Annotated in this window: 16 protein-coding genes; 4 read left to right on the top strand and 12 right to left on the bottom strand. The window is 58.3% G+C overall.

Annotated elements, in window-relative coordinates; translation table 11 throughout:
* Positions 1 to 7: 7 nt before the first annotated feature.
* Positions 8 to 637, bottom strand: a complete 630-nt coding sequence (locus tag RIKMI_RS0109785; RefSeq protein ID WP_084135256.1) for a rubrerythrin family protein — start codon at positions 635 to 637, stop codon at positions 8 to 10.
* Positions 638 to 888: 251 nt separating this feature from the next.
* Between RIKMI_RS0109785 and RIKMI_RS0109780 the strand changes: the two genes are divergently transcribed.
* The 3 genes from RIKMI_RS0109780 to RIKMI_RS0109770 all read left to right on the top strand — a co-directional run bounded on the left by RIKMI_RS0109780 (position 889) and on the right by RIKMI_RS0109770 (position 4,204).
* Positions 889 to 2,265: a dipeptidase gene (locus tag RIKMI_RS0109780; RefSeq protein WP_027291457.1), complete on the top strand. Its 1,377-nt coding sequence runs from the start codon at positions 889 to 891 to the stop codon at positions 2,263 to 2,265.
* 45 nt (positions 2,266 to 2,310) lie between these two features.
* A complete protein-coding gene (era, locus tag RIKMI_RS0109775) occupies positions 2,311 to 3,240 on the top strand; it encodes a GTPase Era (protein ID WP_051214491.1) in 930 nt (309 codons plus the stop codon).
* An 82-nt stretch (positions 3,241 to 3,322) separates the two neighbouring features.
* Positions 3,323 to 4,204, top strand: coding sequence for an arginase family protein (locus tag RIKMI_RS0109770; RefSeq protein ID WP_027291455.1), 882 nt, complete (start codon positions 3,323 to 3,325; stop codon positions 4,202 to 4,204).
* Positions 4,205 to 4,692: 488 nt separating this feature from the next.
* Here the strand turns inward: RIKMI_RS0109770 and RIKMI_RS0109765 are convergent, their stop codons facing one another.
* The 7 genes from RIKMI_RS0109765 to prmC form a co-directional block, all read right to left on the bottom strand.
* Positions 4,693 to 7,536: a PD-(D/E)XK nuclease family protein gene (locus RIKMI_RS0109765; protein ID WP_027291454.1), complete on the bottom strand. Its 2,844-nt coding sequence runs from the start codon at positions 7,534 to 7,536 to the stop codon at positions 4,693 to 4,695.
* A 3-nt stretch (positions 7,537 to 7,539) separates the two neighbouring features.
* Positions 7,540 to 9,069, bottom strand: a complete 1,530-nt coding sequence (locus tag RIKMI_RS13800; protein ID WP_051214490.1) for a beta-N-acetylhexosaminidase — start codon at positions 9,067 to 9,069, stop codon at positions 7,540 to 7,542.
* A 17-nt stretch (positions 9,070 to 9,086) separates the two neighbouring features.
* Complete coding sequence (locus RIKMI_RS13795) at positions 9,087 to 10,190, bottom strand: metallophosphoesterase (protein WP_051214489.1); 1,104 nt, start codon at positions 10,188 to 10,190, stop codon at positions 9,087 to 9,089.
* A 70-nt stretch (positions 10,191 to 10,260) separates the two neighbouring features.
* Complete coding sequence (locus RIKMI_RS0109750; protein ID WP_027291453.1) at positions 10,261 to 10,767, bottom strand: KdsC family phosphatase; 507 nt, start codon at positions 10,765 to 10,767, stop codon at positions 10,261 to 10,263.
* A gap of 445 nt (positions 10,768 to 11,212) precedes the next feature.
* A complete protein-coding gene (locus RIKMI_RS13790) occupies positions 11,213 to 12,442 on the bottom strand; it encodes a THUMP-like domain-containing protein (RefSeq protein ID WP_051214488.1) in 1,230 nt (409 codons plus the stop codon).
* Between the two features lie 204 nt (positions 12,443 to 12,646).
* Complete coding sequence (locus RIKMI_RS13785) at positions 12,647 to 13,228, bottom strand: regulatory protein RecX (RefSeq protein WP_245584957.1); 582 nt, start codon at positions 13,226 to 13,228, stop codon at positions 12,647 to 12,649.
* Positions 13,229 to 13,336: 108 nt separating this feature from the next.
* On the bottom strand, positions 13,337 to 14,173 hold the full coding sequence (prmC, locus tag RIKMI_RS0109730) for a peptide chain release factor N(5)-glutamine methyltransferase (RefSeq protein WP_051214487.1): 837 nt from the start codon (positions 14,171 to 14,173) through the stop codon (positions 13,337 to 13,339).
* A gap of 29 nt (positions 14,174 to 14,202) precedes the next feature.
* Here prmC and ribD point away from each other — a divergent pair, with 29 nt between their 5' ends.
* The gene (gene ribD, locus RIKMI_RS13780; RefSeq protein WP_051214486.1) at positions 14,203 to 15,318 is read left to right on the top strand and encodes a bifunctional diaminohydroxyphosphoribosylaminopyrimidine deaminase/5-amino-6-(5-phosphoribosylamino)uracil reductase RibD; all 1,116 of its coding nucleotides are present in this window, start codon (positions 14,203 to 14,205) and stop codon (positions 15,316 to 15,318) included.
* 273 nt (positions 15,319 to 15,591) lie between these two features.
* Here ribD and RIKMI_RS0109720 read toward each other — a convergent pair whose 3' ends face one another.
* The 4 genes from RIKMI_RS0109720 to RIKMI_RS0109705 form a co-directional block, all read right to left on the bottom strand.
* Entirely contained in the window at positions 15,592 to 16,782 is a 1,191-nt protein-coding gene (locus tag RIKMI_RS0109720) for a cation:proton antiporter (RefSeq protein ID WP_027291451.1), read from the bottom strand.
* 581 nt (positions 16,783 to 17,363) lie between these two features.
* Complete coding sequence (locus tag RIKMI_RS0109715; protein WP_027291450.1) at positions 17,364 to 18,428, bottom strand: agmatinase family protein; 1,065 nt, start codon at positions 18,426 to 18,428, stop codon at positions 17,364 to 17,366.
* Entirely contained in the window at positions 18,412 to 19,266 is an 855-nt protein-coding gene (cysQ, locus tag RIKMI_RS0109710; RefSeq protein WP_027291449.1) for a 3'(2'),5'-bisphosphate nucleotidase CysQ, read from the bottom strand. The genes RIKMI_RS0109715 and cysQ overlap by 17 nt, the downstream gene beginning before the upstream one ends.
* An 899-nt stretch (positions 19,267 to 20,165) precedes the next feature.
* Positions 20,166 to 22,511, bottom strand: coding sequence for a DUF4906 domain-containing protein (locus tag RIKMI_RS0109705; protein ID WP_084135255.1), 2,346 nt, complete (start codon positions 22,509 to 22,511; stop codon positions 20,166 to 20,168).
* Between the last annotated feature and the right edge of the window lie 171 nt (positions 22,512 to 22,682).

Below are 22,682 nucleotides of genomic sequence, written 5' to 3'. Positions count from 1 at the left end.
ATCGCAGTTATTGGCATAAAATGAATGAGCTGGCCGGTTCTTCGCAGATATTGCAGTTTTCGCGTAATTTCGCCGTCATGTACGGGCATCCGCACCGGGGACAGACGGACCACGAATTGACCACGTTCCAGTCGGAGCCTTCGTTTTCGAGTTTGTCCAGCGCATTGCGGCAATATTCGGAATGGAGAACGGATACCGCCGTGGCCCGGCGGAACAGCTGCTCCGCCTCGGTCGCTCCTTCCGCCGCGGCCGAAGCCTCGAAAATCGGGAATACCGTCTGCGACATGAAATGTTCGGTCCGAAGCGACATTTTCAGATTTTCCCGCGTGGAACCTATGCGGGGGAGCGGGAGATTCGTTTCCCCGACCGGTTCACCGTACCCGGACAGGGCTTTCCGCTGGCGCACCGCATGGATCTCTTCGGAGCGGGCGATCGCTTCGAGCAGGTTTGAAATATTCACGAACCCTTCTTTTTCGGCCTGCACCGCGAATGCGCGGTAACGTACTGCCGCCCCCGTTTCGCTGGTTACGGCGTTTTTGAGGTTCTCGATCGTTCTGTCCGGCCGGGACGAGCAGGCGACCAGCAAAGGCAACGCCACCGCGACCCATAGCCCGTGGATTTGAAATAGTGGTATCATTTTCGATTATTTTATTGAATAACTATAAAATTCGGATACCGGTGAATGTACGTTAGGAACTTTTATATATTTCCCGTTGTTGCTATAAAATAAATAACTTCTTATGTTTAAATAAAGACTTTTTACATTACAAATATAAGAAAACGGCAGTAAAAAGGCAAGCGAAACATGCACGAAAAGAGATTGTTTTGTCTGCCAGGAAAAAACAGTATCTTTGAAATCCGACATTTCGGAAACCAATGGATATTTTTATGAATACACTGACTGCATACCTGGAACGGAACCGCGAACGGTTTCTGACCGAACTTTTCGAATACCTGCGCATCCCTTCGATCAGCTCCGAGTCGGCGCACAAACCCGATATGGCGCGTTGCGCGGAATGGCTCAGGGAGGCGCTGCTCAAGGCCGGAGCCGACAGGGCCGAGATCTTCCCCACCGGGGGAAACCCGATCGTTTACGGCGAAAAGGTCGTAGCGGCCGGAGCACCCACGGTGCTGGTTTACGGCCATTACGACGTGATGCCGGTCGATCCGATCGAATTATGGAACACCGACCCGTTCGAACCCACCGTCAAAGACGGTCGGATATGGGGACGAGGCGCCGACGACGACAAGGGGCAGGGATTCATGCACGTCAAGGCGTTCGAGGCGCTGGCGGCTACGGACACGCTGCGTTGCAACGTCAAATTCATGTTCGAGGGCGAGGAGGAGATCGGTTCCGGTTCGCTGACGACCTGGTGCGCCGAACATAAGGAGATGCTGGCGGCGGATATCATTCTGGTGTCCGACACGTCGTTACTGGGTATGGACACGCCGTCGATCACCTGCGGGCTGCGCGGGCTGGCTTTCGTCGAAATCGAGGCGACGGGACCGAACCGCGACCTGCATTCGGGGCTGTACGGCGGGGCGGTGGTCAATCCGGTGAACGCCCTGTGCAAGATGATCGGTTCGCTGACGGACGAAGAGGGGCGCATCGCTCTGCCGGGTTTCTACGACGACGTGCGCGAGTTCAGCACGGCGGAACGCGCGGAGATCAATGCGGCGCCGTTCGACGAAAAGGCGTTCGCCTCGGCGATCGGTATCGTCGAACCGCGCGGGGAAAAGGGCTATACGACGATGGAACGCAAAGGGATCCGGCCGACGCTGGACGTTTGCGGCATCTGGGGCGGATATACGGGCGAGGGGGCCAAGACAATCATTCCCTCGACGGCGCACGCCAAAGTTTCGATGCGTCTGGTCGCCAATCAGGACTTCAAAAAGGTCACGGAACAATTTATCGCGCATATCGAACGAATCGCGCCGCAGTACGGCGTAACGGTGAAATGCACGCCCCTGCACGGCGGTTATCCCTATGTGGCGCCGACCGATTCGGCGGCCTACCGGGCGGCGGCGCGGGCGATGGAAGAGACGTTCGGCCGGCGTCCCGTGCCGTTTTACAGCGGGGGCAGCATCCCGATCATCAGTACGTTCGAACGCGTGCTGGGCATCAAGTCGATCCTGATGGGCTTCGGGCTTGACACGGACGCGATCCATTCGCCGAACGAAAATTACCCGCTGGAGAATTTTTACCGGGGCATCGAAACGATTCCGCTGTTTTACCGCTACTTTGCAGAAAACGACCGAAAATAGAGGCGGGGGCACGCGATTTGCCTTGTTCCGCGATAAAACGCAATTATGGAACCGACACAAACCATCCTGACCCCCGACGTCCCGCACAAGGCGGGTTTCGTGAATATCATCGGCAATCCAAACGTCGGAAAATCGACCCTGATGAACCGGCTCGTGGGCGAACGCCTGTCGATCATCACCTCGAAAGCGCAGACCACGCGCCACCGGATCATGGGGATCGTCAGCGGTCCCGACTTCCAGATCGTCTATTCCGACACGCCGGGGGTGCTCAAACCGAAATACAAACTCCAGGAGTCGATGCTCGGCTTCTCGACAGGAGCGCTGGGCGATGCCGACGTGCTGGTCTATGTGACCGACACGGTAGAGCAGCCGGACAAGAACGGCGAATTCCTGGCGAAAGTGCGGGCGATGGCGGCTGAAAACAGCACGCCGGTGATCGTGGTGGTCAATAAAGTGGACCTTACGACGCCCGAGAAGCTCGAAGAGCTGGTCGATTGGTGGCACCGGGAGATTCCCGCGGCCGAAATCATACCGGTTTCGGCGCGGGATGGATTCAACGTCGAACCGGTCATCCGGCGGATCGTGGCCCTGCTGCCCGAAGGGCCGGCCTATTATCCGAAAGACACCCTGACGGACAAAAGCCTGCGCTTTTTCGCCAGCGAGATCATCCGGGAGAAGATATTGCTGAACTACGACAAGGAGATTCCGTACTCCACGGAGGTGGCTATCGAATCGTACGAAGAATCGCCCGCTCTGGACCGGATCGGTGCGGTGATCTACGTGGCGAGGCAGTCGCAGAAAGGCATCATTATCGGCCATCGGGGGGCCAGGCTGAAACGGGTCGGCACCGAAGCGCGAAAAGACCTGGAGGCGTTTCTGGACAAGAAGGTGTTTCTGGAAATTTTCGTCAAAGTGGCCGAAGACTGGCGCGATAACGAACGGGCGCTTCGGCGGTTCGGCTATAATAACGACTGATTCGGGCCGGGCGCATCGTTCCCGGCGGGCGTTTTTGCCGGCAGATCGGCACAGGAAACGCGATATACGGAATTGCAGACCTATGGAACAAGAGACATCGGTACTTCGTCTGGTCTATCCGCAATGGCAGGGCGGGGACATCAGCCGTTTGGTGACGGAAATCCCGGATCCGGCCGAGGCGTCGACGGGATATTACCTCGGGGCGCAGTTATTGAATTTTCTCGCTCCGGACAACGGACAGAAAACGCGTGTCGTCCCGGTGGCGACGGATGCGGCGGAACGTCGGTCGGCGGACGGCGTGCTCGATCGCGACGTCATCGTCGCGCAAACCCGGGCGGCGATGGATATTCTGGAAATCGAACGGCCCCGCCGGATCGTTACGCTCGGAGGCGAATGTTCCGTCAGCGTGGCGCCTTTCACCTATCTGGCGAACGAATACGACGGCGATGTGGCCATGGTGTGGATCGACGCGCATCCTGACATTACGCTGCCCGGAGACGGTTACGAGGGTTTTCATGCGATGGCCGTAACCGCCTGCATGGGACTGGGAGACCGGAAAATCGTCTCGGAGCTGCCCGCGCGGATCGCACCGTCCCGGATTCTGTTCGTCGGACTGCGGGACTGGGAGCGCAGGGAGATCGAAATCCGCCAGCGGCAGTACGGCATCCCGCATCTGCCGCCTGCGGAGGTGGCACGCGACAGCGACGCGCTCATCGGTTGGTTGCGAGCCTGCGGGGCGTCCAAAGTCGTGGTGCATTTCGATATGGACGTGCTCGATCCGGCCGAGATCGTGCCGGCCGTGGGCGTAGTGCCCGGCGGGATGAAAATCGATGAGGTCGTGCGGGTGATCGACGATATCGCCCGGGAAAAAGAGATCGTCGGTCTGACCGTTGCCGAGGCGATGCCGCGGATCGCGATACGTCTGAAGAACATGTTGGGCCGTTTGCCTCTGCTGCGGGAGTAACGCGGGGCGCATAACGGGCAAAACTCGGTATAAGGGGCACCGGCCCCGAACACGAAAAATCGAATCTCCCGATAAAGCGGAGCGTATTTACCTAAACCGATATGAAAGTGCTAAAGCGATTCCGTGCATAGGTATTTTCGGAATCCGATTATACACTTTGGTATGCCGGACCTGTTCGGTGGTCATTTCCCTCTGTCGGCTCAACGCCGGACGGCACGAGGCGGTGCAAACCCGGTCAAAAGACCCGAAAGGGGCGGCGCAAGTCGAGAAACAGACGTAAAACGGCTGGTATCTAAATATATAGGTAATTATATGCTATTTTATACAGCATGGTTCTTTCAGCTCGCGCCGCACCCCGACGGCTGAAAACCGTCCGGCGCTGAGCTGAAACGGGATTTGCGCAAAGTCGTATATCGTCACCAAAATATATAATCGCTTTCGGGGAAAGCGCCGTTTCCGACGGAATCCGCGGCATGCGGGCCGCTCGTTTATCTGCGGCAGATGTTCCGGAAATCGCATACGGCGCATTTCTGTTCGTGTGCGGTCTGCACGAACGGAACCGAAGCGTCGAACAGGGTCGTGAAGAGCCGTTCCAACCCATCGGCGAGCGCCGCCGCCTGTTCCGGACGCAGACGTTCCACCGGCATCATGCCGTCGCTTTTGCAGACCGGGCGGGGCGAAAAGTCGGGTACTCCCATTTTACGGGCCACATAGAGCGCCGGGGATACGTCGGCATGTTCGACGGTTCCGAAAATCAATGCGTACAGCAATGTCTGCAATACCGCTCCGTTATGCGGCTCGTAGCGCAACTCGCCGTCCCGCGTAACCCCTTCGTCGGAAAAGAGGTTTTCCACGGATACGAATTCCGGGGTGTCGCCGCCGCTTTTGTAATCCACGATCCGCAGCGTACCGTCGTGCAACCGGTCTATACGGTCGGCTACGCCCGCCAGCGTGACGGAGCGTCCGCCGAAATCGAACGGATGTTTCACCGTCCGTTCCAACCCCTCGACGATAAAGGGGGCGCCTCCCTCCCGCGCGTCGAAACGGCGGATGTTCTCGACGTACCGGATCACGATATCCCGGTGCAACGACATGCGTCCGCTCAGTTCGATCTGTTGTCCCCGCGCTCCCATCACATCCGCCATCGACCGTTCGACGGCATCCCGTATGTCCGCCGCGGCGAGGGCCGCGATATGCCGCGCCGCGTCCGGCCGGCCGACCAGAGGGGCGTAAAGCAGCTCCAGGGCGCGGTGGAGCGTATTACCCACATCCAGGTGAGTTACTTCCTGCTCGATCTGTTCCGGAGTTTCGAGCCGTTCGATGTCGGCGAAATAGAACTTCAGCGGGCAGTCGATATAACGGTTCAGTTTCGAGGGGTAGAACTCCATGGCGGCGAGCCGACGCATGATCTCCGGCGATTTGGCCACGCTGATCGGTTCTACGGGCCGGTAGTCGATCCGCAGGTTGATATTGGAACGTTCCACCGCGTGCGGCGACTCGTATTCCAGCTGGTAGATGTAGCGGCTCTGTTCGCCCGTGCGCTTGTCGTCCGCCGCCGAACTGTACATCATCGTCAGCCGCCGGCACCGGGCGATCAGGCGGTAGAAATAATAGGCGTACATCGCTTCGTGGTCCTGCGGGGTAGGCAGGCCGAACGCCTGCCGCAGGTTGAAGGGGATGTAGGAGCTGCCTTCGCGGTTGCCGGGGAAAGTGTCGTCGGTGAGCGAGAGGAGGATCACGTTGTCGAAATCGAGGTTGCGGGTCTCCAGGATACCCATGATCTGGAGGCCGCTCAGCGGCTCGCCTTCGTAAGGTACGCGGGTTTTCGCCAGCGTCTGCCTCAGCAGGGAGATGTAGATGCCCGTCGGCAGTTCGATACCGCACTCCCGCACGGTGTTGCCGAGTCGGATCACATTATCCAGGATCGTGAAGATGAACTCTTTGCGTTGGCGGGCCTCCTCGCTGTCGGAAGGTACGGCGCCCAACCCGGAAAGTATATCTTCGATATATAGCTGCAATTGTTCCACGTCCGGGACGGGCCGGAAGATACGGCACAGCAGGTCGTTGTCTTCGAAAAAATCGGGCGGTACCCATACCGTCTGCCAGGTATTGATGCGGTCGGCCACGGCTTTGGCCGCGGCGGCGGCCTGTTCCGCCACGTAAGGATGGGCGAGTAGTCCCAGCACGTCGGTATGCGAGAAATGCCCTTCGCGCACGTGGCTCTGGAGCATCAGAAGCCGTTCCAACAGCATGTAAGGCACCGTGTTCGCCAGCGGGTAACCCATCGTGACGTTGAGGGCCGCGGCGGCGGGCGGAATGGAATGGAGCACCGGCAGGAGCAGGTTTTCGTCCGTCAGTACGATGGCCGTCTCTTTATCTATGAATCCCTGTTGCTCGTAGATTTTTTCCAGTTCGCGGTAGAGGGCTTTGCATTGCAGGATGTCGGACGGGGTGGAGATCACTTCGATCCGTTTGGGCCGTTCGAAGTTGTCCCGCGCGAGGTCCGGGGCGTCGTCGCCGAACCGGGCCGTATTGCGCCGGATGAAACGTCCGGCCTCCTGATCTTCCGAGCGGTAGAAATAGTTGTCGTAATCCCAGTAGAAGCGTCCGGCTCCGGTCTCTTTCAGGTACCCGAACAGCCGTTTTTCGCACTCGTTCAGGGCGTTGAACCCGACGAAACAGAAAGTTTTTCCCGCAAAGCGTTCGTCCGTATCGCCGGGCGCGAGGCTTTCGGCGACATCGCGGTAGATCATGCCGCCGTAGCCGATGCCCAGTTCCCGCAGCCGGGCCTTGTATTCCGAATAGATGCTGTGGAGCGACCGCCAGATTTTCAGGAATTGCTGTTGTTCGACCGATTTTACGCCCGGACGGTCGAGGGTCTGCCAGAAGCCGCGTACCAGCGCCATCGCTTCGTCGTTCTCGGCGAACAGGCCGCCGAACCGGGATTCGATCTCGCGCAGGTCGCTGACGTTGGCATAGAGTGCCGCGGCGTCGATCAGGTATTTGTCGATGGTGTCGAAATCCGAGAGAAGCATTTCGCCCCAGCGGAAGAAGCGGTCGAAAGGCTCCGGGTGGTAACGGTCGTAGATTTTGTACAGTTCGGCCACGAGCCGCAGGCGATCGCCGGTCTCCAGCGGCGACAGACTCCGGACGAGGTCGTCCATGGAGAGGTAGCGGGGCTGCCACATGGGACGCCCGCCGGTGATTTCGAGCAGCGCCTCGTTGAAAAAGAGGCGTGCCCGCTTGCCGGGAAAGATGATGTACAGGTCGGAAATGCCGGCGCCGTATGCCGCGTATAGCGATTCAGCCGTTTCTGTCAGGAATTTTTTCATGCGTCAGTCGAGTTCCTTGTCCGCGGGGCGCCGGAACGGGATGCCGACCTGTTCCAACAACCGGAGCTGGTGCGGCAATTTGGCCCGGAAACGTTCCCACGACCGGTTTTCGGGGCGGCTCCAGGCGGCTTCCGACAGGGCCAACGCCCGCGGGAACGCCATGTAGAAGGCTTTGTCGATGTCGGGTATGTATTCGCCCCACAGGGTGGCTTCCACCCCGATCGCCGTCGGGCCTTGCGGGTCGAAATCGTAGGCCCGGCGCAACGACAGCACCGGCATCCATTCCGCCGGACGCTCGTCGGCGGCCTGCGGATAGTCGAAATAGGCGTGTTCGCCCGGCGCCAGCACCAGCGGCCAGCCGTAGGCCGCCGCACTGTCGGTCACGGCGGGGGTCAGCCCCATCCGCCAGGCGAACATCGTCGCTTCGGCGGGATAGCGCGGCACGTTCGTTTCGTACCAGATCATCGGTTTTTTCCCGGCCTCCTCCAAGGTCTCCGATACCTGTCCCAACAGCCATCCCATCAGTTCGGCGTCGGTTTTCAACCCCAGGGCGGTTTTCCGGGCCTGGCATTTCGGGCATTGCACCCACCGGTCCAGCGGGGCCTCGTCGCCGCCGATGTGGAAACGCGGCGAGGGGAAAACGGCGGCTATCTCGCGCACGACGTCCCGGACGAACGCTACCGTGGAGTCATTGCCGGCACACAGCAGATCGGGCGATACGCCCGCCGTGGTCCGCACCTGAAGCGTGTCGATCGTCTGACACGAGAGCCACGGATAGGAGGCGACGGCCGCTACCGAGTGCCCCGGAATGTCGAATTCCGGCACGATCTCCACATGCCGCTCCGCGGCGTAGGCCGCCAGTTCGCGCAACTCCGCCTGCGTATAGTAACCCCGGTGGGGAATGCCGTCGCCGTCGGTTTCGGCACGGACGGAGCCGATTTCCGTGAGGCGGGGGTATTTGCCGATCTCGACGCGCCAGCCCTGGTCGTCGGTCAGGTGGAGGTGCAGCACGTTGAATTTATACAGGGCCATCGCGTCGATAAACCGCTTTAGGTCGGTTACGGGAAGGAAGTGACGGGCCGGATCGAGCATCAGTCCGCGGTGAGCGAAGCGAGGCTCGTCTTCGACGGTCACGCACGGAAGGTCGCCGTTTTCGTCGATCAGCTGCCGCAGGGTCTGGACGCCGTAGAATACTCCGGCCGACGAGCCGCCTGTAATGCGGACTTCGCGCGGAGTAATCGTCAAACGGTAGGCTTCGGGGTTCGGAAAGGCGTCCGCATCCACGGCCAGTTTGTAAAAGCGGCGTTGATAGTTGTCCGGGTGGCTTTTCAGGTCGTGTCGTATCACCGTGCTAATCGCCTGGCTGGCGAAGTCGAGCGTAGTGTCGCCTCCGTTCATGACGGAGGTCCTCGCGCCTTTCCGGTTCACGCCTTTGCCTGGGATGACCGAGGCGGGTTCCGGGACGATGTGCTGGGCGGCCGCGATGCCGACGGTGGCGAACAGGGCGACGATCAGCGTGAACGGATGTTTCATGTGCGTTGTCAATAGGTTTAAAAGAGTTGTCGTAATTTTCCTTTGTCGCCGACGACATAACAGGCGCCTTGTTCGATCAGCAGGCCCCGGCCGAGGCCCTGTTCCCGGTTTTTCCGGTTATTCACGTTCACGCCGATCACTCTGCCGTCGTAAAAGGCCGAAATATCCGGCTGAACGGTATGGCCGACGATGATCCGTTCGACGCCGTAACGGTTCAGGATCATTTGCAGCGTGTCGGCGGCGCAGGGCTTGTATTTGGGTTTTTCGCGGACTAACCCCCGATACCACAGGGGACCTTCGCTGCCGTACAAGAAGGCGTGCAACGGCGACCAGGCTTTGCGTGTCTTGTTCCTGCGGAACAGCATACGGCTCGTTTCCCGATTGACGAGGGGGATGTCCGGATTCAGTTCGTAAAAGGCTTGCCCCGCTCCGGCGTGTACGAACAGATTCGTGCCGATCACCTGAATCGTGTTTCGTGTGCCCAGCCAGCGGCCCAGTTCGGTATCCGGTCCGAACAATGAGGCGTATTCGATGCCGAGCGTGTCGGCCAGCGTTTTGTATTTTTCGTCGGTGTAGCGCAGGTCGTTCGACAGTACCATGGGTTCGTGGTTGCCCAAGAGGAACGATACACTTCCGCCGGTTTCATCGGCTTCGGCTTCCAGCTTGTACAGCAGCCAGAGTATCTGCGTGACGTCCGGCCCCCGGTCGAAAACGTCGCCGATGACCATCAGGCGGTTTTTTCCGTATCGCCATTCCAGTCGTTTGCCGATCACGCCGTTGGCTCGCAACAGGCTGACGAGGCTGTGCAGGTCGCCGTGCGGGTCGGAGAGTACGAGCAGTTTTTTCGGCGCTTCGTATTTCCAGGCCGGGCGCACGATGGGGTGCAGCGTCACATCGAAAGCGTAGCGGCCGTCGTGGCTCTCGACACGGAACCGGAAATCGGGAGGGAGCCGGGCGCTGTCCGTTCTTTCGATTTGTCCGGCGGAGGTGACGCGGATCGTTTGCGCGATTCCGTCGGCCCGGTAACGGATATAGGGGCCGTCGGCGGAGAGTCCTTCGGCCTGTGCGTTCAGGCAGGCTGCCGTCGTCAGGGCGATAAGCAGTTTTCGTAATATTTTCATCCGGGGAAGAGGTTAGCGGAGCGGAAAGGGTTGAGGGCGCAGGGTTGCCGGACGGTTTGCGCGTGTCGGATCAATATTCGAACCAGTCTCCTCTGGCCCGGAGCACTTGTTCGATGATGTCGCGCACGCATCCGCAACCGCCTTTGAAGGCGGAAACGTAGTGCACGACGCTTTTCACGGTGGCGTCGGCATCGGCCGGAGCGGTGGCGAGCCTGACGGCACGCATGGGTTCGATGTCGGGGAAATCGTCGCCCATGTAGATCGTCTCTTCGAGGGGGACGCCGCATTGTTCGGCGAAGTGGTGCAGGGATTCGATCTTGCTTTCTTTTCCGGTGTATATGTGCCGTATGCCCAACCCTTCCATACGTTTGCGGAGCTGATCGCCGTGTCCGCCGGAGATGATGCCGATAGGATAGCCTTTTTGTACGGCCCGTACTACGGCGAGTCCGTCGCGCACGCTGTATTCGCGTAAAAATTCGCCGTCGGGGGTGATGAGGATCCTCCCGTCGGTGAATACGCCGTCCACGTCGAATACGAATGCGCGTATCTTCGCTACTTCTTCCTTGAAATTACCCATAATTTACTGTTTTATCCGTTCGTTTATCCGTTACATTAGAGTTCGGAGACAACCGTTCTTTCTTTGAAAAGCAAGAACCGACGAGCAACCTCGGCCATCGAACTCGTTCGGGTGGCCGAGGCTCCGGGGGAAGGCAAAGCCGAATTTCCGAGCAGTCGTGTGCGCCTCGGGTTTCGCAGTTTTCTGCGCTCCGGACGCTGGTTTGTATGAAACGATAGCCCGCATCCACGACCTGAACTTCGGCCTGTCGCCCTCCCCCCGTGGCGCAAAGCGCCAGGGCGACAAGGCCGGCGGTTCTGCGAACCGCAAAACAACGGGCTGTCGTTCCGATCGAAAAAGCCTGAATAAAAACGCTCTATTCACGCTGGCAGCGTCGTTGTTCACAAAAAGAACGGTTGCCTCAGAACTCTAATGTAACGGATAAACGAACGGTTAATAAACAAAATTAGTCAATTCTGCTGACAAAAAAGACAGTGGGTTCTCCGTCTGCCAACGTGCAGAAAATATCCGTACTGCCGCCGAGGCCGACTCCCAGCGCATGGCCGATTTGTTCGGCCGAAAACGGGAAGTTACGGCGGTGTATGTTGATCCGCCGGATCCCGCGGGAACGGAGCAGCCGGGCGATTTCTTTCGGCTGGTACGGATGGCGGAACGTGATCCGGTAAGTCCTGCCCGTGAAATTATCCGGCAGTTCGTCCGCAAAGAGATACTCTCCGGATAGCCGTAAATTTCCCCGCATATGCGGCAGGTAAGTCGCGATATAGGCCCCGACCGTCCGTGTCTTGTAGAAGGCGACGTCCGGCACCAGCAGGAAACGGGCCTCGCCGACTTTCCCGCACTCCGTGAGTCCGGCATCCGCGGTCGTCCGGCTGAAATCGTAATGCATGGTTTCTCCCCGGCGTATGATTGTCGTCCGCATGTACGGCGCGGCTTCTTGACCTTCCTCAAAACCGATTTTGGCCAGCACCTCCTTACACTCTCCGTCCAGCGAAACGACCTCCATGCAGGTATTCTCTCCGAACAAGCGGTAAACCTCCGCCACGTCGAATAACGGCGACAGTTTCACTACGATCCGCCGGGCGTTCCGACGCAGGACAGGAAGCAACTCCAGTACATTGGGCGAACTGTCTTCCAACGAATAGACCCGACTTCCGTCCGCTTTCTTGCGCGAAGGGTCGATATATGCCAAATCGATACGTTGTCCGCAAGGCCACGACACGAGGAAATCTTCGGCGGAACGGTGGACGACTTCGATATTTCCGACTCCCAGACGCTCGAAATTCCAGCGGGCCGTTTCCGCACGCAACGGGTCCAGCTCCGCTGCGATCACCCGGTCGAAAACCCGGCTCAAGGCCAATGAATCGACACCCAACCCGCAAGTCAGATCGACGGCCAGTTTTCGTTCGCCTTCCGGAATGGAGGGCAGGATGCTTTCGGTCCGGGCTGTCGCAGCGGCTTCGCTGCTGGCCTGTTCGTAAGCGATTTGCGGCACGATGCAACGGGCGGCGTAGTACGCCGGCAATTTGGTACGGCATTTCTGGAGTATCCGTATTTGCCGGGTTACGGCCGGATTGCGCAGTTTGAGTGCAAGCCGGGCCGGATCGCCGTCGATGTGGCGTTCGATCAGTTCGCGGCTCTCTTTCGAGGTCAGTATGTCGAAATCGCTTTGTTCCAAAACAGGTAATTGGGTTGATTTTGTTTCGGTTTTCGGAGCCGCCTGCGGGGAACGCACCAATCGCTCCCGCGATTGGTGTTGCGGGCCTCCGCTGCCCTCAGGCTGCGGCCCGTCCGCTGGCGCGAAGACTTATTTATTGGTTAATCATCCGCGCAACGGTCAGCAGGAACGCCTCATATCCCGAACGGTTCCCGCTCCATAGCCTCAGACAGACTCCGTTTCCGGTTCGTAATTTTCGGCCATGATCCGTTCCAGAGTCTCCTGTACCTCTGCGAAATCGTATCCGCGTCCCACCGCCCAGCGAAAAAGTTTCGTACGCAGGTCGTATGCGCTTCTCGCCTTGTCCCGTTCCCGCACCAACCGCCGGTAGAGCATCGTCTCCAACCGATCGGCCTGCCGTTCCGGCTCGATCTCCGTCAGCGCCTCGTCGATGATCTCTTTCGGAATCCCTTTCGCCCGCAGTCCCAGCTCGATCTTGCGCCGTCCCCATCCCGAACCGTTCGCCTTGTCGCGTACATAGGCCCGTGCATAACGTCCCTCGTCCACGAACCGCTCCCGTACCAGCCGGGCAATGATCGGTTCGTAATCCTCCGGACGCATTCGCCAGCGGTACAGCGACCGCCGCACGTCGCTGATACACCGCTCGCACCTGGCGCAGGTAGCCATCAGCGATTCGAGGGCCTGTTCCGCGCTTTTGGCCGGTTGCGAATAGTCGATGTTTTCAGGACGCCTGCGTTCCCTGACCCGTTTGTAGCCGAATTCCTCGTCGCCGTAATAAACCATCATTCTACATGTTAAAAATCCCCGCAGACAGCGAACGGAGAACCGAATATCGCGCGGATTCGGCCCTGCGCCCGGACCGGCGGCGGGCCGACCGCTGACGCGGACCCCGGACTATCTTACTCCCCGCACGATCCGTTCGCGCCCGTGAATATCCTTCATTATCCGGACATCCCGGTAGCCCGACGACAGCAAAAGCTCCTCCGTCTCAGTGCCGAACCGCTCGTTAATCTCGAACCACAGTTCGCCGCCCCGCCCGAGCAGCGGCAGACGCGCGATCGCCCGATAGAACAACAGCGGATCGTCGTCCGGGACGTACAACGCCCCCTCCGGTTCGTAGTCCGTTACGTTCGCCCGCATCCGCGCCCGTTCCGACTCCAATACATAGGGCGGATTGCTGACCACCAGGTCGAATGCTTCCGTATCCGTTTCCGGCTCGTAACTCAATACGTCCCGTTCCGCGAAACGGATCCGCTCCCCGACACCGTTCCGTCGGGCATTGGCTGCCGCCGTCGCCAATGCGCCGGGGGAAATATCCCACGCTTCCACCCGGGCCTCTTTCCATTCCGCGGCCAGAGTCACCGCGATCGCTCCGCTGCCCGTTCCGATGTCCAGTATCCTTTTGCGGGGAGAGCCGTCCAGTATCGTCCGTACCAACTGTTCCGTTTCGCCGCGCGGGATCAGCGTGTCGCGCGAGAGGCGGAAAATCCGGCCGCAGAACTGTTCGTATCCGGTCACGTATTGCACAGGTTCCCATGCCTCCAGCCGTTCGAGGTCTGCGTTCCACTCCGTTTCGTGCGGGAAAGGACGGCTGCCGACGGTTATCCGTTCCAGTTTTCCGATCCCGTATTTATCCTCCAGCAACCGCCCCACGACCGCCTTCGCTTCGTGTTCGCCGTACAGCGGAACCAACCGGGCGACCGACAGATTATACGTTTCTCGCAGAGTCATATTGAACAAAGATAGTTAAATTTGTCGCCATGACCGAAGAAACATACATGAAACGGTGTCTGGAACTGGCGGCGCTGGGGGCCGGCAGCGCGTCGCCCAACCCGATGGTGGGTTGCGTGATCGTCCATGAGGGGCGGGTTATCGGCGAAGGGTGGCACCGCCGATACGGAGGACCGCATGCGGAGGTGAACGCCGTGGCCGATGCCGAGGCGAACGGTTACGGGGATTTGCTGTCCGAAAGCACGTTGTATGTCAATCTGGAGCCGTGCAGCCATTGGGGCAAGACGCCGCCGTGCGCCGATCTGATCGTCGAGAAACGGATTCCGCGCGTGGCGGTGGGGTGTATCGATGCTTATTGTGAGGTGAGCGGCCGGGGCGTGGCCCGGATGCGCGAAGCCGGCATAGAGGTAACGATGGGAGTATTGGAGCGGGAGTGCCTGCATTTCAACCGCCGTTTCTTTACGGCGCAGACGTTCGGCAGGCCGTATGTCATCCTGAAATGGGCGCAGACGTCGGACGGCAGTCTGGATGCGGTGCGTCCGTCGGCCGATTTGCCGGCCGCCTGGATGACGGGCGAGGCGGCACGCGTGCTGGTACACCGCTGGCGGGCGGAAGAGGATGCGATTTTAGTGGGAACTCGCACCGCAGAACTGGACGATCCTTCGCTGACGGTGCGGGCGTGGGAGGGACGCAATCCGCTGCGTGCGACGATCGACCGGCGGCTGGTATTGCCGCGCGGGTTGCGACTGTTCGGCGACGGTCGGGCGCGGACGGTATTGTTCACTTCGCCGGAGCGGAAAGCGGAAGCGGAGGCGGTTTTTTCGGACAGGCCGGAGGTTGCGGTCGAGGCGTTCGGCGATTTATCGGAGCTGTTGCGGACGCTGCGGCAGAAACCATACGAAGTACAATCTCTGATCGTCGAGGGGGGGCGGCAGGTGCTGGAATCGTTCATCGAAGCCGGTCTGTGGGACGAGGCCCGGGTATTCACGTCCGGACTGTCGGTACGCGAACTCTATCCCGCCGACCGGTTGCCGAATCCGGTCGGCGTGCCGGCTCCGGTATTGCCCGTTTCGGCACGAGAGGTCGGCGGAATACCGGCCGTCGGGCTGAAAATCTTTGAACGGGCCTGCAATTCGCCTGTCTGAATTTGATTTTTTAAGATAGATACGACTTTATTTTGTTGTATACGTAGCCTGGATTGCAGTTTATTTCGGCCCGCGCCCACCCCCTGAAGCGGCTACGCCGCTTGGGCGCAGGGCCGTTTAGGGAGATTATTTTTCATTTTTGGGTAATTTCGTATATACTTACCATATGTTATTTAATGCTCATGTGATTTTCTCGGTAAATTTCAATTCTTATTTTACCGCAAAGGGCGACCGTATCCGAGTCGCCCTTTGTCTGTTTTTGGGGAAACAGGTTTATGCCGCCTGCGTCTGTCTGCCGTAGGCTTTCATGGCCAGCCGTTTGACCCAGACGACGAAACCGCCGGTCAGAATCAGGTTCAGAACCAGCGTCAGTACCGAAATAATCAGGGCAGGGCCGCCGATATGATAGCCCAGCGCGATGAAAATGATGCCCGCGCCGACTTCCCCCCGCGTGAACATCCCCACCGACAGAGCGAGCCGCTCTTCGAACATCCGGTCGCGATAGAAAAACAGCGGTACCAGCTTCCCGATATTGGACAACAGCGAAACGATGACGACATGCAGGGCGATCGTCCCCCACGGCATCATCGGCTGCGAACCCAGAATGGAGGGTGCTCCGCCTTCGGCGACCGAATGGGCCGAAAATGCCGCCATCCCGCCGCCTGCGAAATAGGGCATGCTCAATCCGACCAACAGCATGAAGAAGAACGATACGCCGGTCGATACTTTACGTTCGGTCGGGGTGTCGATATGTTTGTGCCGCATCACCATACCCAGTACGAACGCGGGCAGCAGCACTTCGATATGGATATGGAACAGCCTGTTCACCAGCCAGGTCACGAAAATCACCGCCACAGCGTATAACAGTATGGCCCACCACGACTGCTTCATATCGAACCGCGCCAGATAGCGCCAGCCGAAGCCCAACAGGACCATCACCACGGCCAGAATCACGATCACTTCCAACCGGAACCCCACCATCATAATCTGGAGCGGGATCATCAGCAGAATCGTATCGAGGTCGTCGAAAATGGCGAGCACTTGTATTTTTCGATACATCCAACTGGTTTTCAATCCGATAGCCGCCAGCATCGTGAAGAGGATGCCGGCAGAAGTGGGGGCTGCGAAACGGCTCAGCAGCAGACTCTCTTTCCAGGCGTCCCAATCGCCGTGGCAGGTGCCTGGCAGCAGCACGAATACGTAATAAACGGCGACCAGCAACCAAGGCAGGGCGGCGGTAGCCATGGCGATGAAGTAGTCGCTCACGTAGCTCCGCCATCGCTCTTTTTCGACTTCGAACTCGCGTCCGACATTGATCATGATAAAGGCGAGGCAGACGTATAACAATATGTCCGTCGCTCCTTTGAAAGCGGCATAGCTCTCTCCGCCCATCAGGGCGGGCAGTGTCTGCGAGGCGGCCAAACCGATAATCAAAAAGAAAGAAAACAGTAAAATCTTACGCATATATCATCATGTTGCAATCGTTCGTTTATTCTGTACTGTTGGGTTCGAGGGTACTGTTCTCTTTAACGTCGCTACGCTCGTTTTGCCTGCGGCTTCCTCGTGCTACCGCCCAAGACCGTTCACGGTCTTGGGTCTCGGAACGCTACTCGGTTCCTCCTCGCCGCTTACCATAGCCCGCAAGCGGTCTCTGGATGCGCTGGCAGCGTCGGTTGTGACCAAAGAGAGCCGGACAACCGACGCAGCAGCCGAGTGCCGTCGAACTCGTTCGAATGGCCGAGGCGTCAGGAGGAAGACGAAGCCAAACTTTTTGAGATGCTCCGCATCTCCTGAACCTGGCGGGTATCCTTTTCTTCAGGATTTTTCGGTCGGAACGATAGTCCATTGTTTTGCGGTTCGCAGAACCGCCGGCCTTGTCGCCCTGGCGCTCTGCGCCACGGGGGGAGGGCGACAGGCCGAACCTCTGGTTTTATCGGACGAAATGGGGTTCCGGAGAGGCGTGTATGGTTGCTCGAAAATCTTTTTGGTTCTTCCTTTGAAAAGAAAGAACAGTTGCCTCGAACATGTGTGTCAAATAAACGAGGTTAAATACGTGTTTTAAGGGTCAGGTTGCAGAGTTTGTAGAGCATTCGCGCCCCTACATTGGCATTCCACTCCCCATCGTCGTTCGACGGGGCCACCTCCACCAGATCGAAACCCACGATCCGACGTCCCGAGTCCGCCAGTTTCGCCAGCAGATAGACCGCCTCCCGGTACGACAACCCTCCCGGTACCGGCGTCCCCGTCCCCGGACAGTTATCCGGCGAAAGGCCGTCGATATCGAAACTGACATAAACATTCTCCGGCAACTGTTCGATGATCGCCGAACACTGCGTGCTCCAGTCCAGCCCCTCGAAAGCGTTTCGGGCCAGCGTATAGTCGTCGAACTGCACCACCCGGCCCCCGCTGTCCGCCGCCAGAGCGGCCTCCGCCCCGCAGAAATCGCGGATGCCGACCTGTACCAGCTTCGAAAGTCGGGGCAGGCGCAGGGCATTGTACATGATCGAAGCATGCGAGCAGGCGAATCCCTCGTAAGCCTCCCGTAGATCCGCATGGGCGTCGATGTGCAGGATGCCGAACGCTTCGCCCCGCTTTGCCAGCGAGTCGGCCACGGCTCGCATCAGTCCCAGCGGCGTGCTGTGGTCGCCCCCCACCAGCCCCACCGTGCGGCCTGCGGTCAATAACGAAGCGGCCTGCGTGAAAACAATCTCATTCAGTTTTTCGGAACCCGCATTGACCTCGGCCAGCGCCGCAGCCACTGCTGCGTCCGTCGTCGAGCCTCCCGTTTCCAGGTGAGCGATCACCTCTTCCGCCCGCTTCCGCAATCGTTCCGACGCCGGGGCGATCCACGGGTCGGTCTCCGCCGTAGCGATACCCCGCCGCCAGCCCTCCGGATAGTGCGCGTCGCGCAACTCCACCTGGGTCGAAGCGTCGATGATGGCCTGCGGACCTGCCGCCGTACCGGGGTTGTACGACACCGTCACGTCCCACGGGGCCGAGAGAAGCACCAGCTCCGCTTCGGCCGGCGAGAACGGCAGCCCGAAATAATTGCCGTTCGCCACCCCTACGTCGTCCGGGGAAAAAAGCGCCGTATTACTGTTGCCACTCATATCCGCTCAGGTATTTGGTCAGACAGATGAAAGGCGGATTCTCGAGCGACTCCTCGTTGTACCGCAGCGGCTCTCCGCCGAGCGAGACCACCCGCACCCCGGCTCCCCGGGCAATCGCTTCGCCCGCCGCCGTATCCCATTCCGACGTGGGTGTCGTACGCAGGTAACAGTCCACCGAACCTTCCGCCACGAGGCACATTTTCAGCGAACTGCCGTACTCCACGATCTGCACTTCGCCGATCTGCTCCTGCAACCGACGGATATGTTCGCGCACCTGTTCCGATTCGTGCGACCGGCTCAGGGCCACTTTCATCGGCATGTTCCGTTCGCCGACCACCGGCAGTCTGCGTGCTCCGGCAAAGATACGGCTGATGGTATATTCGGCGCTCATTTCCGGCCGCACGGCGGTTTTGCAGAACGATCCCCGATCCGGATCACTGAAATAGATCGTTTCGGTGGTCGGAATATAAATCACGCCCAGATAGGGGCGGTTGTCCACCATCAGGGCGATATTGACCGTGAACTCTCCATTGCGTTTGATGAACTCTTCGGTACCGTCCAACGGATCGACCATCCAGAAAAGGTCCCAGCCGCGCCGCTCGTCGAAATACAGATCGCGTCCCTCTTCCGACAACAGCGGAATGCGTGTCGCGCTCAGGAAATGCTTGATCAGCGTATGCGCTTCTTTGTCGGCGATGGTGATAGGGGTGCTGTCGGCCTTGAGGCTGACGAAAAAATCGTCGTAACGGGTATATATCTCCATGATTTTGGCCCCGGCCCTTACTGCTGCATTGTAGGCCTCCGCGAGGAAAAAGTCAGCCTGCTCTCTCTCGATCATAACTTATCAGGTTAGCTGAGACAAAGGTACGGAATCACGGTCATATTTCCGAAAGCCGGACACGACAGCCGTCTTCCGGAATATAAAAACTGCGTCGCTCTTTTCTGCCCTTTTGTCCCGTTTTCCGAGTCCGGGTTCGTTACGCGGTCCTCTTTCGGGAGCGGTAAAAGTTGTAACGTGCGGCTTCTTAGGCGGGCGGTATCCGACGAAAAGCGGCGGGGCGGAGTAAATAAACCGTTAAAATGATTCGGAAATACCCCTTTCAGGCTTGCGCTTTACAGGGTTCCCGGCTTTCGATGGCTCGGCGCGCGTCCTCCTGCACGCTCTGCCGGCTCGCCCGCGACCGAGACAGCCGTCCGAAAAACAGAAACAAGCCTAATGGAGATACTTCCGACATTATTTAGGTAATTATATATATACTATTTGGTAACTCTATACGACCTTGTACCTCGGCCATTCGTGCGAGCCCGATGGCTCTCGGCTGCTGCGTCGGTTCAGGCTGGCCGCTACTGCAGACAATTAAATCTACTTTTAATTTGCATGTTAAAGCCCGGAGCCAGCGAGGGCGCGACCGCAGGTTGCAGCCGTTAACTTCGCTTCGCTCGTTGTCCTCCTCGCCGCTCGGCCATTCGTGCGAGCCCGATGGCTCTCGCTGGCAACGTCGGTTCGCCGGGGGTGGCTCCGGGCTGCCTAAGGGAGAATATCACAATAAACCGTACGATTAAAAATCAGTTTCCGCGCCAGCGGGCGGGCCGGACGCCTCCCCATCGGGAGGCCCGCAACCCTCGTAAACTCGGGGCGGTCTCCGGGCATCCGACCCGAATGAAAAATTAACCGGACGTTTGGTCACTCCCTATATCGGCCCGAAATCTGAGGCCCTTGGCTCCCCATCGTCCCGGCTACTCCTGAATACACCGTACTTCGTATGCGTGAGCACGATATGTAGTATAATTAGGATCAACAGAATTAGTACCGAAAATTAAATAATAACCATAAACATTCGAAATATGTTCAATAGATGACGACCATACATAACCGCTTTCCCCTCCCCACGCCAGTAATCCATCATTCCTTTGATAACCTCCTGAGGCAGCATACCATGTTCTTATTTGACCGCTTCCCGGTTTATAATATCTGCCGTTAGTAGAATGGGATTCAATCGGGGGAGTATTCATTTCCGTTTGTTGAATCCCGTTAACATAATAATAAAATGGATCTGCATAAGGAGCATTGCCAAAATCATTCCATGTACCGTTCGGTGCAACGCGCCATCCTGCCGGACAGGGATCATAGATACTTTTTTTTGTTCCTTCTCCCCATAAGATATCGTTATCGTATTCTCTACTAAGGGAGTACCAATCAAATGTACTGAGATTGTAAATGAAAGTCAGAGGATTTTTTATTGTAAATATCAAAGTATTGTTATCGGTGATTACTCCTTCTGTTGTAATATTTATTTTTTTATATCCAGTTTGGTCTTCTGTTAAAATAGTCGAACCATCGGCGCTGTATAGTTTACGCGCGCTTAGAATTGTGGCATTCGTACCGTCCCATTGGGGGAACGGGTCTTTGCGTCCCCACTGGTAAGCCAGACCGAAAGCGAGCGGCGCTTCCGAATCATTCGCTTGGGGAGGAATATAATAAGCCTTGGCCGCTCCCAGATTACGGTCCATAATTACGCGGTTCCTGGTCGGCGTAACGGCTTTTACGGCCGTCATAAACTCAGACCCGTAGGTATGCACCTGTCCGCCATCGACCGAGGCGTAAGAGTTTTCGCCCAAACCGTAATCTTTCGTGCCGTCGGGCCGGTAGTCCGTTACCCAGATATGCCAGCTCCAGAGAATGTCCCCCGTACAGTTTTCGCCGCTGTATGCGGCGACCACGGCATTGCCTCCGCGAGCGATCTTGCTGCTGGCATAGACCGTCGCCTGCGAGGGGGCGAACGCTACGTTGCGGATCAGCGGATTGACGCCGTCGCCCTCCTGCCACAACACGCCCATGCTTTTGGGAGCGATGGGCTGCGCCCCTGCGCCGCCGTTGCCCTGTATGCGGGGATCGAACGTTACGCTCGACCCCGGCACGACCATAAAGCAGTTGGCCGGAGACGCCACGCCGAAACTGGCGTCCTGGGCCGGTTCGTCGGCGGCATTGGCTTTTTCGTCCTCGACGCCGAGTTTGCCGCCTGCCGAAGCAAGCGAGAGGCGCATGTCGGCGGCGCTGGCCCCGGTGATGCGCACAGTCAGGTCGTAAATATTGTTCCTGCGCACGTTATAGTCCGAAGTCGTGTTGGCCCCTAAGTAAAATTTGTAGCTCAGGTCGGCCTTCTGTCCGTCTTTGAATGTGTATTCGCCTTGCAGGTCGATATAAGTGCAGTAATCGCCTTGTCCGTCGGGCGCGGTCGAAGCGTTCTTGCCGAACGAAGTGCTGCCGGTACCCGTCCCGCGCGTATTCTCGGCTACATACCAGCCGTATGTCCCCGCTGCGGGATCGGCGATTGCGGCGTATTCGGCGAAATTAGCGGGGTCGGCGGCGGGGTATCGTTCCGCGGTTTGTCCGAAATAGGTTCCGTTTTCGGGGGCGTTATGCAGTTGCAGGCTCCGGGGAACGAAACTTTCGCCTTGCGGTACGGCTGCCGACCAGGTGAATCTGATTTTGGCCACGGTGCGTTTCATCGACACGACAAACGGGGATTCCGCCGGAACGATGTCGCCGCGGTAGAGGCCGGTGATGACTAAGTAGCGGTGGTCGGCATCGTTTCCCGTGTGGACGGTGATTTCGGTCATTTCCCGGGTCAGGGCCAGAAATGTTTCCCGGTTCCCGGCGTAATCGCGGAAAAGGTTCTCGTCGAAAGTGTTGGCCACGAATGCCACGGTCTGGGCGGTTCCGGAGGAAAGGGTTACGGGGAAGTCGTCCGGATCGTACGAGTCGTAGTACCAGCTGCGTACGCATGTTCCTTCGGCGTCGAACTGGAGTACCCAGATGTTGGCCATGTCGTCTTCGCGCATGCCTGTCGCGGGAATGGTTTTGGAAACCGTCCCGTCCATTTCGCCGCCGTCGATCGGGATACCGGCGAACGATCCGGCGTCGAGGGTGATGTTGAAAACGGATTCGCCGCCTGTCAGTCCGCCTTTTCCGGTTCCCGGCTGTTTGGTGCAGGCGGACAATACTGACCCTAAAGCCAGTGCCGCAACCATAATAATGACATGGATTTTGCCTGTGCCTGCGAATGATGGAGATCTTTTCATAACGCTGTGCCGTATGTTCTGAGCCGCTTTGCGAAGGGGACGCTACCGGCTCTTTCTCGGGCAAAGGTACGAATTAATTTTATTTAATGACACAAAATAGAATGATCGGTTATTATGTTGTCAGTTTTGTGACTTCTTTACGGGGTGGCTAATGTCGAAGGGAGAGATTTG

Source organism: Rikenella microfusus DSM 15922, assembly GCF_000427365.1.
GTDB lineage: Bacteria > Bacteroidota > Bacteroidia > Bacteroidales > Rikenellaceae > Rikenella > Rikenella microfusus.
Note: the sequence above shows the minus strand (reverse complement) of the source record. Positions and strands in the feature narration are given on the sequence as shown.

What these genes read in the sequence shown, in the direction of transcription:
- RIKMI_RS0109785 (WP_084135256.1), bottom strand. Translation starts at nt 637, where the DNA reads ATGATACCACTATTTCAAATCCACGGGCTATGGGTCGCGGTGGCGTTG.
- RIKMI_RS0109780 (WP_027291457.1), top strand. Translation starts at nt 889, where the DNA reads ATGAATACACTGACTGCATACCTGGAACGGAACCGCGAACGGTTTCTG.
- era (WP_051214491.1), top strand. Translation starts at nt 2,311, where the DNA reads ATGGAACCGACACAAACCATCCTGACCCCCGACGTCCCGCACAAGGCG.
- RIKMI_RS0109770 (WP_027291455.1), top strand. Translation starts at nt 3,323, where the DNA reads ATGGAACAAGAGACATCGGTACTTCGTCTGGTCTATCCGCAATGGCAG.
- RIKMI_RS0109765 (WP_027291454.1), bottom strand. Translation starts at nt 7,536, where the DNA reads ATGAAAAAATTCCTGACAGAAACGGCTGAATCGCTATACGCGGCATAC.
- RIKMI_RS13800 (WP_051214490.1), bottom strand. Translation starts at nt 9,069, where the DNA reads ATGAAACATCCGTTCACGCTGATCGTCGCCCTGTTCGCCACCGTCGGC.
- RIKMI_RS13795 (WP_051214489.1), bottom strand. Translation starts at nt 10,190, where the DNA reads ATGAAAATATTACGAAAACTGCTTATCGCCCTGACGACGGCAGCCTGC.
- RIKMI_RS0109750 (WP_027291453.1), bottom strand. Translation starts at nt 10,767, where the DNA reads ATGGGTAATTTCAAGGAAGAAGTAGCGAAGATACGCGCATTCGTATTC.
- RIKMI_RS13785 (WP_245584957.1), bottom strand. Translation starts at nt 13,228, where the DNA reads ATGATGGTTTATTACGGCGACGAGGAATTCGGCTACAAACGGGTCAGG.
- prmC (WP_051214487.1), bottom strand. Translation starts at nt 14,173, where the DNA reads ATGACTCTGCGAGAAACGTATAATCTGTCGGTCGCCCGGTTGGTTCCG.
- ribD (WP_051214486.1), top strand. Translation starts at nt 14,203, where the DNA reads ATGACCGAAGAAACATACATGAAACGGTGTCTGGAACTGGCGGCGCTG.
- RIKMI_RS0109720 (WP_027291451.1), bottom strand. Translation starts at nt 16,782, where the DNA reads ATGCGTAAGATTTTACTGTTTTCTTTCTTTTTGATTATCGGTTTGGCC.
- RIKMI_RS0109715 (WP_027291450.1), bottom strand. Translation starts at nt 18,428, where the DNA reads ATGAGTGGCAACAGTAATACGGCGCTTTTTTCCCCGGACGACGTAGGG.
- cysQ (WP_027291449.1), bottom strand. Translation starts at nt 19,266, where the DNA reads ATGATCGAGAGAGAGCAGGCTGACTTTTTCCTCGCGGAGGCCTACAAT.
- RIKMI_RS0109705 (WP_084135255.1), bottom strand. Translation starts at nt 22,511, where the DNA reads ATGAAAAGATCTCCATCATTCGCAGGCACAGGCAAAATCCATGTCATT.